Here is a 15662-nt window from a genome sequence, read left to right on the forward strand (position 1 = left end):
GTTTTGGTTTTGAATAGATAACTAATTGTATAGATCTTTATTCATTTAAGAATGCCGTTAAGGGGCTCGAAGCTTGCGCTAGATTAGAGGTTTGACCCAATTGTGCCTCATACGCTTTTCTACCAGCAAATACAGCTTCTTTAAATGCTTCAGCCATTAATTTTGGGTTTTGTGCAACTGCAATGGCTGTATTTACCAAAACCGCATCGGCTCCTATTTCCATGGCTTTTGCCGCATCAGATGGGGCTCCAATACCTGCATCAACTATAACGGGTACTTTGCTTTGCTCTATAATAATTTCTAAAAAGTCGATTGTTTTTAACCCTTTGTTACTTCCAATTGGGGATCCTAAAGGCATAACAGCAGCTGTTCCTGCATCTTCTAAAAGTTTACATAAAACAGGATCAGCATGAATATAAGGTAATACGATAAAACCTTCTTTTGCTAAAACTTCGGTTGCTTTTAAGGTTTCAATAGGGTTGGGTAATAGGTATTTCGGATCGGGGTGAATTTCTAATTTTAAAAAAGAGGTTTCAAATGCATCTCTGGCCAATTGAGCGGCAAGAATAGCTTCTTTTGCATTTCGTGCACCAGAAGTATTGGGTAACAAATGAATATGTTTGTGGTTCAAATGAGAAAGAATGGCATCGGTTTCTGTTTCAAAATCGACTCTTTTTAAAGCTACAGTTACTAATTCACTTTCGGAAGCTAAAACCGCTTCTTCCATTTGTTGGTTGGAACCAAATTTACCCGTTCCTAAAAATAATCGAGAAGTGAAGGAAGTTGTTCCTATTTTAAATGTTGACATGCATTTTTTCGTTTAGTGTTGTTATAAGTGTTGGGTTTTGAGTTAGTAAACCAGAGATTGCCACACCATAAAGACCAGTCTCTATTAGTAAATCAATATCTTCTAAAGTAATACCTCCAATGGCTATTACTGGTGTAAAAATGTTTTCTTGTTTCATTTTTTGTAGCAGTTTTTCATAACCTTCTAAACCGAGTATCGGACTTAATTTTTCTTTGGTAGGAGTAAAACGGAAAGGACCAAGTCCAATATAATTGCAGTTTTCAATTGCTCTTTGTTGAATATGATTCCAAGTATTAGCTGTACCGCCAATAATTTTTTTATCTCCTAAAATATTTCTTGCAGCCTTAATGGGCATATCATCTAACCCTAAATGAACTCCGTCTGCGTCTAACTGATAAGCCAAGTCTACCTTATCATTAATAATAAAAGTGGCTTGATACGATTGACAAAGAACTTTGGTTTGTTCTGCAACGGTATAAAAATCTTGGGCATTGGCATTTTTAAAACGCAATTGTACCCATTTACAACCATGATCCAAAACATTTTTAATGTTTGAAAGTTGCTCTTCTATGGTGTTTCCTTGTGAAATATACTGTAGTTTGTTATGCATAATGATATCCTAATAAAGTGGGATTGGAATTGAGATAGTTTTCAATATATAATTTGGCTTTTTTACAGGAAAAGTATACATCTTCTCCTAAAGCAAGATGTGCAGCAATTGCAGTTGCTAAGACACACCCTGAACCGTGTTTTTCATAAAGGACCTTATGGGTTGGTGGTAAACTTGTTTTTTTATTAGCAATGAATAAATCATCTGTACCTTTGTTTTCTTTGTTGTGACCTCCTTTTAAAAATACAGCACAATAGTCGGATAGGGCTAAAGCTCCGTTTTCGATACTGTTACCCAACGGGATTAATTTTACAATCTCTTGATAATTCGGTGTAATTATATCTACTTGTTTGAGTATATGGTACAATTGCATTTGGTTTTCAATCTTTAAAAAGTCGAAAGCTGTACTGGAGCGCAAAACTGTATCCCAAACGATTTTTACTTCTGGAGCCCATTTTTTGCAACTCAACACAACTGCTTCCAAATAGTCTAAAGAAGGTACAATGCCTATTTTAATTGCGGAAACGGGATAGGTTTCTAAAAGTAAACGTATCGATTCCAGCACAAAATCAAGGGGTATCCATGTGGTTTTTACAAAGGTACTTTCGGTTTGAATCGTATTTGCAGTTAAAACGGATAAACCATATACTTGAAGTTGTTCCAATGTTTTAATGTCTGCTAAAACACCAGCCCCTCCAGAAGGATCAAAACCCGCTATGGTAAGTAAGTATGGACGATTTTTTGACATTTTTTAAAATTTTGAATAGGGTTGGTACTGTTCCAAATTGTGCCAAGCAAAGCCACGTCATCGAAACCTTGTGTAAGGGTTGCTGCAATATTTTCGGCTGAAATTCCTCCTAAAGCAATCCATTTAGTTTTCCAATTGGTTCGTTCTTTTGTTTGCTCTAAGAGGTTTTGTGTAGGCTTATAATCTGTTTTAGAAATACTAGGATAAATCGGACTTATAAAAGCAGCATCGTATCGTTCAGATAAATTGTTAAAATCAGCTATTGTATGTACGGAAGTAGATAAGAATGGAACCAATTTTTGAAAGTTATCGGGAATAGTTTGTCTTACTTTTTCTGAAAAATGTAGCCGTTCCAACTGAAATTCTGCAACTAAATTATACTGTTGATGCAATACCAATTTACAATGGTATTTTGAATCAATAGCAGCTATATAGCAACGTAATTTTTCTTCGGATGCATCTGGTTTTCGAATGTGAAACAATTCCAAACCTTCTTCAAAAAGCGCTTGTATTATTTGATGTTCGTTTGCTATTTCCGTTGGATTTGAAATTACTATCATGATTTTTCTTTTATGAAATCTAAGTTCTCAATACATTTTTATTCCGTTTCTCTCTATAAAAAACACTCGAACTCACGATTGCTACAAATAAAGTTCTTTTCCGTTTTCGATAAATTCTTCCGACATTTCTTGCATGCCTTTTTCAGCTGCAGCGGTATCTCTAATTTCTTGAGAAATCTTCATAGAGCAAAATTTGGGACCACACATCGAACAGAAATGGGCTACTTTGGCACCATCTGCAGGTAAGGTTTCATCATGAAATTCTCTAGCGGTGTCTGGGTCAAGTGCCAAGTTAAATTGGTCTTCCCAACGAAATTCAAATCGGGCTTTACTCAAAACATTATCTCTATATTGCGCTCCTGGGTGTCCTTTGGCTAAATCGGCCGCATGAGCTGCAATTTTATAGGTAATTACACCGTCTTTAACGTCTTTTTTATTGGGTAAACCCAAATGCTCTTTTGGTGTTACATAACACAGCATGGCACAACCATACCAACCAATCATAGCGGCTCCAATCGCTGAAGTAATATGATCATAACCAGGTGCAATATCGGTTGTTAAGGGGCCTAAAGTGTAGAAAGGAGCTTCGGAACAATGCTCTAATTGTTTGTCCATATTTTCTTTTATCATATGCATGGGTACGTGACCCGGACCTTCAATAAAGACTTGAACATCATGTTTCCAAGCTATTTTAGTCAATTCGCCTAACGTTTCTAATTCAGCAAACTGAGCGGCATCATTCGCATCAGCAATTGAACCCGGACGTAAACCATCTCCCAAAGAAAAAGCAACATCATATTGTTTCATGATTTCACAAATTTCTTCAAAATGGGTATATAAAAAGTTTTCTTGATGATGGTACAAACACCATTTTGCCATGATAGAACCTCCACGAGAAACAATACCCGTTACCCGATTCGCAGTAAGGTGAATATAACGTAGTAAAACACCTGCATGAATGGTAAAATACGATACTCCTTGTTCTGCTTGTTCGATTAAAGTATCTCTGAATATTTCCCAGGTTAAATCTTCAGCCACGCCTTTTACTTTTTCTAAAGCTTGATAAATAGGTACTGTTCCAATGGGTACAGGAGAATTGCGAATAATCCATTCTCTGGTTTCATGAATGTTTTTACCTGTGGAAAGATCCATAATGGTATCAGCACCCCAACGACATGCCCAAACCGCTTTTTCAACTTCTTCTTCTATACTAGAAGTGACCGCACTGTTTCCGATATTGGCATTAATTTTTACCAAGAAGTTTCTTCCTATAATCATAGGCTCACTTTCTGGATGATTGATATTGTTTGGAATAATAGCACGACCTGCAGCTACTTCACTGCGAACAAATTCGGGAGTAATCTTGTTTTTAGGCGTATTGGCACCAAAACTTTCACCTGCATGTTGGCATTGCATCGCTTTGGTTTGGTTTTCTTGTTGTTCAATACGTTGGTTTTCGCGAATCGCAATATATTCCATTTCTGGAGTAATGATGCCTTTTTTAGCATAGTACAGTTGGGTTACATTGGCTCCTTTTTTGGCACGCATGGGTTTGTGTAAGAACTCGAAACGCAAATGGTCTAGTTCTGGGTTGTATAAGCGTTCTTTACCATATTCAGAAGAAATTTCCGCTAATTCTTCCACATCACCACGGTCTAAAATCCATTGTTCGCGTAAACGTGGCAATCCTTTTTTAACATCGATTGCTACGTTGGTATCGGTATAAGGGCCTGAAGTATCATAAACGGTAATGGGTGGATTTTTTTCCACACCACCTTTGGCTAATTTGGTATCAGACAAGGTAATTTCGCGCATGGCAACTTTTATAGGATGTAATTGTCCCTCGATGTATACTTTTTTAGAGTTGGGAAAAGGAGTACGTGATATTTTTTCTTCGTTTGTCATAATTTATTTAGTTGAAAAGATTAAAAGATTGAAATAACGCTATTAACCACCTTGTGTTGCAGTAATAATTAGAATTGTATCTGTTGGAGAAAGAAAATAATGTTCCCATTGATTTTTGGGTACCACCATTTCGTTTACGGCAATAGCAATGCCATTTTGTTTTGTGGGAAGTTCGACATCGATTAATTGTTGAATAGTAATCGATTGGCAATCGAAGGTTTTGTTTTTGTCGTTGATTTTTAATTCCATTCCTGAGATATTTTAGTATATAGGTATACTTTAGGAATGGCTATAACGGTACAAAAATATGTACCAAGAAGTCATCTTACTTTTCCCTACGCTAGTATGAACTAGATCAGGTTCAGAGGGTAAAATCTCAGCCTGTAACATTACAGACACCCCTAAAGTGTGAAACAAATGTAGTGAAATGAAATGAAAAAAAACTGGAAAACAAAATAAAATAACAAAATAGCAGCAAGAGGTGTTTTAAGATTCTAAAAAGTCTAGGAATTCATTTTGAATTAAATAATGAATTGTTTTTTCCGAGATTATATAATATTGTTGCTTTATTTTTACTATATCTTTAGAGTGTACAAATTGGTTTAATGATTCGACATTTAAATTGTTCGTAATTAAATAAAAATTATATTTTTCTAAAAGTAATTGTTCTATATGTTTTATTATACCATAACTGCTACCATAATCTCTAGACATACTACTGATACTTACCGAACATATGGGGCTTTTTATTTGAGTTGTAATTTTTTTCCACAATTGTTCTGAATAGCCATAATTTTTTAGTTCGTTATTGTATTCTATATAAAAATTATCATAAATATAAACTTCTTTACCGTGAATGGTTGTTCCTTTGCTTATTGAAAATTCGCAATTTGATGTGGAACGAGATACAATTTCTTTATTAAAATTTAGATCAGAAAAAAAAGCACTCTCATTTGCTATTTTCTTGTTGCATATGATTAAAGTTGCACTAAATCCCGACATAGTTATTTATTTGATGATGAGTATAAATCCCAATTAATGCTAAAGATTCTAACAAATCTAATAATATTCATTTAATTATAATAGAGTTGCCAATTAATATACAAGTGCAATAGAGCATCCTCCTACAGTATTTTTCAAATATACAAGTGTAATAGAGCATCCTCCTACAGTATTTTTGAAATTTACAAGTGTAATATAGCATCCTCCTATAGTATTTTTGAAATATACAAGTGCAACAAGGCATCCTCCTATAGTAAGTGATACTAATTGCAAGTGTAATAGAGCAGGTTGCTATAGTATGTAATACTAATTACAAGTGTAGTAATGTAGGTTACTTTAGTATTTGGATAAAAAAATACCTTTAAAATGTGTTTGTAAGATTGTTTTTTAAACAACAAAAGTCACTTCATTGTGACTTTTGTTATCGCTTTTATGGTATATAAGTTATTGTATTTCTTTTAGTTTTTAATTATTTTTTTAGAGGTGTTTCCTAAGTCTGTTGCAACAGTTAAAAAGTACATTCCTTTTGTTAAGTTAGTTATATCTACTATATTATTTCCATTTACGAATGTTCCCTTTTGAATTACTTGACCGTTTACGGTAATTAACTCATAGGTTGCCTCGGTAGTAAGATCTACGTTAAGGAAAGCAGAAGTTGGATTCGGATAAATAGCGGTTTCCGAGAGCAAGTGATCTTCAGTATCTAAAACATCATTTAAGCCGTATATTTGGGTTCGATTGCCAGAAGCATCCTCTAGAAACAAATAGATGTCAAAAGGGGTGTTTTCAGATAAAGGTGAGATACTATGGGTAACGTTTGTATTTTGAGTATTCATGGCAAAGTTACCACTTGCAACGGCTCCAGTTCCAGTAAGGATAGTGTTGTAGTTAACGGATGGTGAACTGTGATACCATGGAAAAATTGCATAATGAATGGTTCCCGTTTCTGGACCATTTACTACTAAATTAATTGAAGTAGGTGTCCCGTTTTCTGTTTGAGGATAACCTGAATTTAAAGGCATAACATAATGATCTCCTCCGAAAATTACATATGATTTTCCTATTGCTGTGCTTGGTGTATAAGGACTACCCACAACAAAATCGGCTATTCCATCTCCATTGATGTCTCCATTTCCACTAACAGGACGCGCAATATTGCTAGGGTTTAATCCATTTATTATAAATCCATTTATTCCGTTTAAGGTTGATTCGTTCATTGGGTTTGGAAAACCGTTTGCAGTACCAAAAACAATATAAGCTTTACCGTTATTTCCATATACCGAAATGAAATCATCAATGCCATCTAAATTGATATCACCTATACCCGCAGATGTTAATGTTCCTGGAAGTGTGAAACCCTCAGTTCCATTTAGGCTACTTTGAGGAAAATGAGATGGAAAAGGAGTAGTCCTTCCGAATATTGCATTTGTTTCTGAGAAAAAATCATCAATTCCATCATGGTTAATATCACCTAAAGGGCCTACAAAGGTTAGAAAATTACCACCATTGTTATCAATACTAAATCCATCGGTTCCATTTAAAGAGATGAGGTCTACTAAAGGAGAAAAAGGAGATCCTTTACCAAAAAGACAATAACTAACGGCAGGATTGCTGGAATCCCAATTGCCAATAAGAATGTCTTGATAACCGTCATTATTGATGTCTCCAGCAGCACCAACATTGTAAGAAGGTCTATCGCCTGGAAAACTACTTGTTTTAAACCCTTTAGTACCATCTAACCAAGAAGAACTAATTGATGTAGGGAAGTTATTGGAACGTCCAAAAATAATCCAAGCTTGTCCAGACCAATGTGGTGTAGCAATAATAAAATCGTTAATTCCATCTCCATTCACATCACCTAAACCAGCAATTTGATTACTTCCAGGGGTGTCGATTAAAAAGCCATTAGTACCATTAATGTCATTAATAGTAAGTACCGCAGGAAAAGATGTTTTTCCATAAATGACCATATCATCTGGAGAAGTACTACTCGAACCAATTATTAGATCATCAATTCCATCTCCATTAATATCGCCTACACCTGCTATTGTTGCCCCACGTCTTTCATCATAGGCAATACCATTAACTATAAATCCATTCGTTCCGTCTAAAGTAGTTAAATCAAATGGATTTGGATAAGGAGTACTCGATCCAAAAATAATATAAGCAGCACCTGCATATTGTAAACCATTTGCAGTTGCAATTTCAGAACCGAATGCCATATCTTCTAACCCATCGTTGTTGATATCTCCGATAAATTGACTCTCTGCTCCAAACTGCAAATCGGTTGGAAGTCCAGAGACTTCAAATCCATTAGCGCCATTTAACGAGTTGAGGTTAAAAGTAGCAGGATACAATTGGTTTTGTGCAGTTATTTCGTAAATAGGACTGAAAAAACAACTTACAAAAAGTAGAAAGGTATAATTTGTTTTTTTTAAAATCTTGATTTTTAGGTTTTTCATGATAACTATTTGTTTCTAATTTTGAAACAAATTTAATTTACCTATGAAATGGCCACATCACTAGAAATGATGATATTTCTTGTTTTTAAAAATAACTTTTTTAAGAAAGTTTCGGTAAGGTTTTAATATATAAGGCTTCCACTTTTTTTCGTGCCCAATCAGTTTTTCGTAAGAAAGTTAAACTCGATTTTACAGAAGGGTTTTCATTAAAACATTTAATTTTAATGAGTTCGCCTAAAGTATCAAAACCATAGAAATCGACTAATTGTTCTACGATGGTTTGTAAAGTTTTTCCGTGTAAAGGATCGTTACTCATTGTTTTTTTGTGCTAAAGTAAATTAAGAATACCAATGTTACAGTTTGCAACTAGGCTCTGGTAAAACAATCTGCTATATGATCATTTACCATTCCAGTCGCTTGCATGTGTGCATACACTACGGTAGAACCCACAAATTTGAAGCCTCTTTTTTTCAAATCCTTACTTAATGCATCTGATAAAGGAGTAGTGGCAGGAACCTCTTTTAAGGTTTGTGGTTTGTTGTCGATTGGTTTGCCATCCACAAAACCCCAAATGTATTTGGAAAAACTCCCAAATTCCTCTTGAATTTTTATAAAAGCTTGCGCATTAGTTACAGCCGCTTTTATTTTTAGTTTATTTCTAATGATACCTGTGTCTTGGCAAAGTGCTTCGATTTTTGTTTCATCATATTGCGCTACTTTGGCAAGATTAAAATGGTCAAAAGCCTTTCTAAAATTTTCACGTTTGGCTAAGACGGTGTACCAACTTAAGCCGGCTTGAAAGGTTTCTAGAATTAAAAATTCAAATAGTGTAGGGTCGTCATAAACTGGTTTACCCCATTCGTTATCGTGATAAGCGCGATATAAATCGTCTTTTTCACACCAAGCGCATCTTGTTTTCATTAATAATCGTCGTATAAATAATTAGGAAGATAATCTTCTTCGTCTTCTTTTTCGTAACTCGCTCTAAAATGATTGCTGTTAAGCGATTCTTTGATGATGGCTTCTAGTTTTGGCTCCACATCTTCCTCTTCATTAATCGTTCTTGCATAAAAAGTGGTATACGCTTTTGGGTTGATTTTTTTTCCATTCATAAAGAAGGCTATTGTACGAATACTTTTTGAAAAACTAGCGTTGTCTTTTTCGGTAACCGAATAAAAATAGAAGCCAATTTGTTCTTTATGATAGTCTACAATCTTTTTTTCAATAAATGCAACCGAGTCTGTTGCTTTGATAGTATAGAAATTATAAAGTGCAGCCAAAGCGATACTATCATTTTCAATTTCAAGAGGTATGTTTTTGTGTGCCAACAATTGCATGGCTATAAAAGCGGTTTTTTTATCATTTAAAGCGTTGTTAACTGCTTTTGTTGTGTACATTTTAGTAACAAAGTCTAAACGTAATATTTCAATATTTAATTCGGGTATGTTTAAGGCTTTTATTTTTGCAATAAAATCATCTCTGTCTTTATTTTTTGGATATTTATAAATGATGTTTAAGAAGGTAATAATATCTTCAACAGGTGCATTCTCTTCATAATAATCTTCTGGATCTTTTTCGTCTTCTTCTAAGATATTGTTGGTTTTCCAACTTTTAGTTCTTTTGTATTCTAGTTTTGCATTGGTTAAAATCATCTTTTGATAGGCCTTGAATTTTTTAATGGCTATTAAATCTTTTTCAAGTAAATCAGAACAAAAGTTGAGTAATGGATTTTGATATTCTTTAATACTGTAGAATTGAAAGATATTAGGGAATAATTCTTTCGCATTTTCGGCATTTTTACTGAAATTATGAAACATATTTGCGATATCGTATCTATTATCGGAAAGCGGTAAATCATATTCTAGCAATTGAATGATTTTTTGATAACTTTCTTTCGAATTATGATTGGATAAAGCAATGAGTGTGTTAATTTGAGTTTCAGAATTTGAAGTTTCCGATTTGTATATTTTTTCCAAATAAGGAATAACCGCGTTGTTTTTTAAGTATCCAATTTTCTTAATTAAATTGTTTTTTGCAAACAATTCACTTTTTTTGAAAGGATAGGTATCTATAAATGAAGTGATACTTTCAAAATCCTTTTCAGCAAAATTTAATTTGTAAATAGAACCAAAAGTGTTTTTACGCAAGGTGTCGTTAGTGCTAGAGGCATCTTCTATGAAGCGTTGTATTTTAGTATCAAAAATGGAATTAGTTTCATTAATTGCTAAAGGTTCAAAACTTGTAAACGCATTTTCAATAAAGGTGTCATTGTGTTTGTACTCTTTAGGAACTAAAGCTTGTAAAATATAGTATTGGTTCGTATTAAATTCGAGTTTGTATTTTACCGCTTGAGACGCTTTTTTAGTTGAGACTAAGGCTTCGTAAGTATAAGTGTTTTGTGTTTCACTTTCTTTTTCTTCTAAAAGTATTTTAGGCTCTTCCTCTTCTTTTTGAAACAAATTGATCCACTCTGTTACGCCCAATCCTTTTTTGGAATACATATAGGAATTCAACATAGAAGTATCATTGGTTGCATAATCGTCATAGTCGTAATCATCGTATTCACCAGATCTACTAAATTGATACATATTGTCTCTTAAACCTAAAACATAATCTTTAAAAAAATGTTTGATAGAATCCAGATTTTGAATCGATTCGTATTCGTGAAATTTATGATATTCCAGTGATACGGTCTTGCCGCTTTTCGATTTAAAGGAGTAATCTTTGTACTTTGCTAATAGATTGTTTTTTGGAGCAGCATAACTCTCGTTTTTGATATTCAGGAAAAGTTTTTTGTTTTGACTTTCAGGAATATCAATTCTAAAATGAGCAAGTGTATCGGTGTAGGTCACAAAAGTCTCTTTAGAAAAAGTTGTTTTCAATTCAAACGAATCAAAAAAAGTATTTTTATTTTTTTCGGATGCATTTATGGTGCCCAATAGATAGTATTTATTTCCAGAAATAAATGATTTTAATTGGATAGGTTTAGTACCAATTTTAGATTCAGAAACAAATGCTTCCCTGTCAAAAAAAGTCTGTGTTGAATCGATATCATGTTGTAAATAAAATTGATAATGAATTTGTTTGTGTTCAAATTTAGCATTTTCTAAAGTGCGATTGTCTTCTAAATTGCGTTCCATAACAAAATAAAAACTATTGTCATCTGCCAGATAAGACTGAACGGTGTGACTGTTGTTTTTATTATTGTCGTTTTCACGAATAGTATAGAAGCTAGGTAATGTAATGCTAAATGAAGCATTTTCAGTCTGAAGTTTTTCCCAATTGGATTGCGTTTTCTTTAATTTAATTTTTTCAAAGACGTCATTTTCAAACAAGGTGGTGTAATTATTTAATCCCGACATGGAAATCATAATAATTTCAAGGGGCGTAATGTAGAAACGATATCTTTGATTGTTCCCTGTTTTTGTTTTATTCTTAATGTCATAATAGGCGATACCATCTTTTTCAAAATAGTCTTTTTGTAAAATAGTACCTGGAATGTTTTCGTAAAATAAGCTGTCTAATGACTTAGGATTATAAAGATTGGTATTTGGATTGATAAAATAATTATGATTGGTACGAATTACTCGAATAAGTCCGCCATTTGCATAATCTGGTGAACCAATAACACCCTCTTCAGTAATTTCATTTGCTAATAAAGGGATTTCAATCATTTTATCTGAAGTGGTATAAGGAGAGAAACGTGGAGTTTTGAAATACGTTTCAATCTCTTTTTTCTGTTTTTCCCCTTTTGCTGTTAATTGGCTGAAAACGGGTTTAACGGTATAGCCTTTTTGGATTAATAAATTAATAATTCCTTCTTTTCCTGCTAAATGAGCTGCGCCCACAGCAGCAAAAAGACTACCTCTTTTAGAAATAGAAGCAATACTATCTGTCATTACTTTATTTCTATTAATTATTAGCGCATCATGTGCTTTTTTAGAAAAGGCAAGCTTGTAAATAGAGTCTAGTATAGTAATGTTTTTTTCTCTGTAATAATCCACAGTTGCTTCTCCAAATGATTTTCTTTTTAAAATTTTATATAGTAATTGAATGTTTTCTTCTTTTGGAGTGGCATCGGTAGCATTAATTTGTAGTATAGGAATCATCGATTCAACAGCATCTTCCAAACCTGTAATTTCTTTGCCGTATTTTCTTCCTGCCTGACTGATAAACATATCCAAAACGGCATTCTCTTCATAATCTGCATTTTTATTATCTGAAAGCGATAGATAATTATAGAAAAAGTGGCTTTTATTGGTAAACAAGGTCATTACCTCTTTTTTGGTAATGGGTTTAATATAAAAGGATTGGTATAGCTGTGCAGAATGCAAGTACTCTTTTTCTTTCATTAAATCGGAAACAGTTCCCCAAGTTTCTGGGTTACTTTCATTTGCTACGATATCAGCGTTTAACAAGGCGTCAAAAAAAGAATCGGATAAGTTGTAGGATACTTTATCGCTCACATGCATGGTTCCATAGAGGTATGATTTTTTTTGTAAACCATTTCCGCTAATTTCCCAAAGCATGCTGTTCTCTGTTTGTGAAAAAAGAAAGGTATAAAATAGTAGGGTAAGGGCAAGGGCAGTATTTTTCAAAATAATATCTTTTTATAACAAATATATTATAAAAAAACCTCAATCAGAACTCTGATTGAGGTTTTGTATATAATTTTGGTAACTAGAGGATTAACCTAAAGCAACTCTTTTGAATCCTGTAACTGTTAAATCAGCATTTACTGATTTTACATAAGAAGCCACATTCATAGAACCATCTTTAATATAATCTTGGTTTACTAATGTGTTGTCTTTGTAGAAACGTTGGATTTTACCTTTAGAAATGTTGTCTAACATTGCTTCTGGTTTTCCTTCAGCTCTTAATTGTTCTTTAGCGATTTCAATTTCTTTTTCGATGATAGCAGCATCAACACCAGCTTCGTTTAAAGCGATTGGGTTCATTGCAGCAGCTTGCATAGAAACGTTTCTTGCAGCTTCTTCAGCACCTTCTACATTAGCAGATAAAGAAGTTAAAACCGCAATTTTGTTACCAGCGTGGATATAAGAACCTACGAAAGAACCTTCTAATCTTTCGAAAGAACCGATTTCGATTTTTTCTCCAATTACACCAGTTTGCTCAATTAATTTTTCAGCAACAGTGATTCCGTTGAAATCAGAAGCTAATAATTCTTCTTTAGTTGCATAATTTAAAGCTTGGTTTGCTAAATCTGTAGCTAATTTTACGAAACTTTCGTTTTTACCTACGAAATCTGTTTCACAGTTTAATGTGATTACTACACCAGCAGTTTTGTCAGCGTTAACAACAGCAATTGCAGCACCTTCTGTAGATTCTCTATCAGAACGGTTTGCAGCTACTTTTTGTCCTTTTTTACGAAGGTTTTCGATTGCTAAATCAAAATCTCCGTCTGCTTCAACAAGTGCTTTTTTGCAATCCATCATACCAGCACCTGTAATAGTTCTTAATTTATTTACGTCTGCAGCAGTAATTGTTGCCATATGTTTTTTATTTTAAGATTAAATTTTTTGTAAAAAAAAGAAATTCCAATCTCAAAACCCAAATTCCAACTTTATCAAATCATCAACAATTGTTTTTGATTTTTTTGGAATTTGGAATCTTGATATTGGAATTTAGTATTATTTATTCTTCAGTTTCAGTTTGAGGAGCTTGTACTGCTTCTACTTCTTTAACTGGTTGCTCTTCATCTTTATCAGACTTTCTATCAGAAAGACCTTCAATGATAGCACTAGATACTAAACCTAGAACTTTTTCAATTGATTTAGAAGCATCATCATTTGCAGGAATAACAAAATCAATAGGACGTGGGTCCGAGTTTGTATCAACCATTGCAAAAACTGGAATGTTTAATTTTTGAGCTTCTTTTATTGCGATGTGTTCAGCTTTAACGTCTACTACAAAAAGAGCAGCAGGTAGTCTAGACATATCTGCGATAGAACCTAAGTTTTTCTCTAATTTAGCACGTAGACGATCTACTTGTAATTTTTCTTTTTTAGAAAGTGTATTAAAAGTACCATCTTTTTTCATTCTATCGATAGAAGCCATTTTTTTAACAGCTTTACGAATAGTGATGAAGTTGGTTAGCATACCACCTGGCCATCTTTCAGTGATGTAAGGCATGTTACAAGCTGCTGCTTTTTCAGCAACGATATCTTTAGCTTGTTTTTTAGTAGCTACGAATAATATTTTTCTTCCTGATGCAGCAATTTTTTTCAAAGCTTCATTAGCTTCTTCGATTTTTGCTGCAGTTTTATATAGATTGATAATGTGAATACCATTACGTTCCATATAAATGTAAGGAGCCATGTTTGGGTCCCATTTACGAGTCATGTGTCCAAAGTGTACACCTGCTTCTAATAATTCTTTAACGTCAATTTTGTTTGCCATTGTGTAATAGTTTACGTTCCGTGTTATAGCAATGTTCCGTTTGGCTTTAAGCTTTCAACTCTAGGCTTTAGGCTTCATTTAGATGCTAAACTAATTCCCTTTTTAATAAGGAATATCGACAACTTGTTTTTAAATTCAATTTTAATTGTAATAACTTGGTGAAAAAATATTCGGAAAATATTCGAATATTAACGTTTCGAGAATTGGAATCTCTTACGTGCTTTTTTCTGACCAAATTTCTTACGCTCAACCATTCTAGGATCTCTAGTTAATAATCCTTCTGGTTTTAAAATAGCTCTGTTTTCAGCTTCAACTTCACACATTACTCTCGCTAAAGCCATTCTCACAGCTTCTGCTTGTCCTGTAGTTCCTCCTCCATATACATTTACTTTTACATCAAAGTTTTCTGCATTTTCAGTCATAGCTAAAGGTTGCATTACTTTGTATTGTAAAGTTGCAGTTGGGAAGTAAGTTGTAAATTCTCTTTTGTTTACAGTAATTTTTCCTGTTCCTTCTGTAACATAAACACGTGCAACAGCACATTTTCTTCTACCGATTTTGTGAATAACTGCCATTACTTAAGATCGTTTAGGTTTACGGTTTTAGGTTTTTGAGCCTCATGTTTGTGCTCAGTACCTACATATACATTTAAATTGCGGAATAATTCAGCACCTAATTTGTTTTTAGGTAACATTCCTTTTACAGCTTTCTCTACTAATACAGCTGGATTTTTTTGTTGCTGTACTTTAGCAGTTAAAGTTCTTTGTCCTCCTGGATAACCTGTATGACGCATGTAGATTTTGTCGTCAAGCTTGTTACCAGTAAGGTTGATTTTTTCTGCGTTGATAACAATTACGTTATCACCACAATCAACGTGTGGGGTATAACTTGTCTTGTATTTACCTCTTAATAGCATAGCTACTTTTGAAGCAAAGCGACCTAAGTTATGACCTTCGGCATCAACAACAATCCACTCTTTTTGAGCAGTTGCTTTATTAGCTGATACTGTCTTGTAGCTTAATGTGTTCACAATAATTTATTTAAATTAAACATTCCATTCCCAATTAAGGGAGTGCAAAAGTACAATTATTTATTATAAATACAAATGCTGATGCTATAATATTTTTATTTTGTTGATTTACATAAT

The 15662-nt window shown here is 33.5% G+C and carries 15 protein-coding genes and 1 riboswitch; all 15 genes read right to left on the reverse strand.

Annotated elements, in window-relative coordinates:
* Positions 1 to 37: 37 nt before the first annotated feature.
* Complete coding sequence (locus tag FHG05_RS16385) at positions 38 to 808, reverse strand: thiazole synthase (RefSeq protein ID WP_140999192.1); 771 nt, start codon at positions 806 to 808, stop codon at positions 38 to 40.
* Positions 795 to 1418, reverse strand: a complete 624-nt coding sequence (locus FHG05_RS16390) for a thiamine phosphate synthase (protein WP_140999193.1) — start codon at positions 1416 to 1418, stop codon at positions 795 to 797. Before FHG05_RS16390 ends, FHG05_RS16385 begins: the two co-directional genes overlap by 14 nt.
* The gene (locus tag FHG05_RS16395) at positions 1411 to 2166 is read right to left on the reverse strand and encodes a hydroxymethylpyrimidine/phosphomethylpyrimidine kinase (protein ID WP_140999194.1); all 756 of its coding nucleotides are present in this window, start codon (positions 2164 to 2166) and stop codon (positions 1411 to 1413) included. Before FHG05_RS16395 ends, FHG05_RS16390 begins: the two co-directional genes overlap by 8 nt.
* A complete protein-coding gene (locus FHG05_RS16400) occupies positions 2133 to 2726 on the reverse strand; it encodes a thiamine phosphate synthase (RefSeq protein WP_140999195.1) in 594 nt (197 codons plus the stop codon). The genes FHG05_RS16395 and FHG05_RS16400 overlap by 34 nt, the downstream gene beginning before the upstream one ends.
* A gap of 81 nt (positions 2727 to 2807) precedes the next feature.
* Positions 2808 to 4631, reverse strand: coding sequence for a phosphomethylpyrimidine synthase ThiC (gene thiC, locus FHG05_RS16405; protein ID WP_140999196.1), 1824 nt, complete (start codon positions 4629 to 4631; stop codon positions 2808 to 2810).
* A gap of 42 nt (positions 4632 to 4673) precedes the next feature.
* Positions 4674 to 4880 (reverse strand): sulfur carrier protein ThiS, encoded by a 207-nt coding sequence (thiS, locus tag FHG05_RS16410; protein WP_140999197.1) that lies wholly within the window; start codon positions 4878 to 4880, stop codon positions 4674 to 4676.
* 66 nt (positions 4881 to 4946) lie between these two features.
* Positions 4947 to 5044, reverse strand: a riboswitch (TPP riboswitch).
* Between the two features lie 73 nt (positions 5045 to 5117).
* Positions 5118 to 5633, reverse strand: coding sequence for a hypothetical protein (locus tag FHG05_RS16415; RefSeq protein WP_140999198.1), 516 nt, complete (start codon positions 5631 to 5633; stop codon positions 5118 to 5120).
* A gap of 458 nt (positions 5634 to 6091) precedes the next feature.
* On the reverse strand, positions 6092 to 8095 hold the full coding sequence (locus FHG05_RS16420; RefSeq protein WP_140999199.1) for a T9SS type A sorting domain-containing protein: 2004 nt from the start codon (positions 8093 to 8095) through the stop codon (positions 6092 to 6094).
* A gap of 100 nt (positions 8096 to 8195) precedes the next feature.
* Positions 8196 to 8411 carry a VF530 family protein gene (locus tag FHG05_RS16425; RefSeq protein ID WP_140999200.1) on the reverse strand — a complete coding sequence of 72 codons (216 nt, stop codon included), beginning with the start codon at positions 8409 to 8411 and terminating at the stop codon, positions 8196 to 8198.
* A 50-nt stretch (positions 8412 to 8461) separates the two neighbouring features.
* The gene (locus FHG05_RS16430; protein ID WP_140999201.1) at positions 8462 to 9016 is read right to left on the reverse strand and encodes a DNA-3-methyladenine glycosylase I; all 555 of its coding nucleotides are present in this window, start codon (positions 9014 to 9016) and stop codon (positions 8462 to 8464) included.
* Positions 9016 to 12693, reverse strand: a complete 3678-nt coding sequence (locus FHG05_RS16435; RefSeq protein WP_140999202.1) for a TraB/GumN family protein — start codon at positions 12691 to 12693, stop codon at positions 9016 to 9018. Before FHG05_RS16435 ends, FHG05_RS16430 begins: the two co-directional genes overlap by 1 nt.
* A 90-nt stretch (positions 12694 to 12783) precedes the next feature.
* The gene (gene tsf / locus FHG05_RS16440; RefSeq protein ID WP_140999203.1) at positions 12784 to 13608 is read right to left on the reverse strand and encodes a translation elongation factor Ts; all 825 of its coding nucleotides are present in this window, start codon (positions 13606 to 13608) and stop codon (positions 12784 to 12786) included.
* Between the two features lie 142 nt (positions 13609 to 13750).
* On the reverse strand, positions 13751 to 14515 hold the full coding sequence (gene rpsB / locus FHG05_RS16445) for a 30S ribosomal protein S2 (protein WP_140999204.1): 765 nt from the start codon (positions 14513 to 14515) through the stop codon (positions 13751 to 13753).
* Between the two features lie 188 nt (positions 14516 to 14703).
* A complete protein-coding gene (gene rpsI, locus FHG05_RS16450; RefSeq protein WP_130733469.1) occupies positions 14704 to 15090 on the reverse strand; it encodes a 30S ribosomal protein S9 in 387 nt (128 codons plus the stop codon).
* On the reverse strand, positions 15090 to 15545 hold the full coding sequence (gene rplM, locus FHG05_RS16455) for a 50S ribosomal protein L13 (RefSeq protein ID WP_130733470.1): 456 nt from the start codon (positions 15543 to 15545) through the stop codon (positions 15090 to 15092). Before rplM ends, rpsI begins: the two co-directional genes overlap by 1 nt.
* Positions 15546 to 15662: the final 117 nt, after the last annotated feature.

Origin of the sequence: Flavobacterium profundi (genome assembly GCF_006491645.1) — a bacterium.
In the GTDB taxonomy this organism is placed as follows: domain Bacteria; phylum Bacteroidota; class Bacteroidia; order Flavobacteriales; family Flavobacteriaceae; genus Flavobacterium; species Flavobacterium profundi.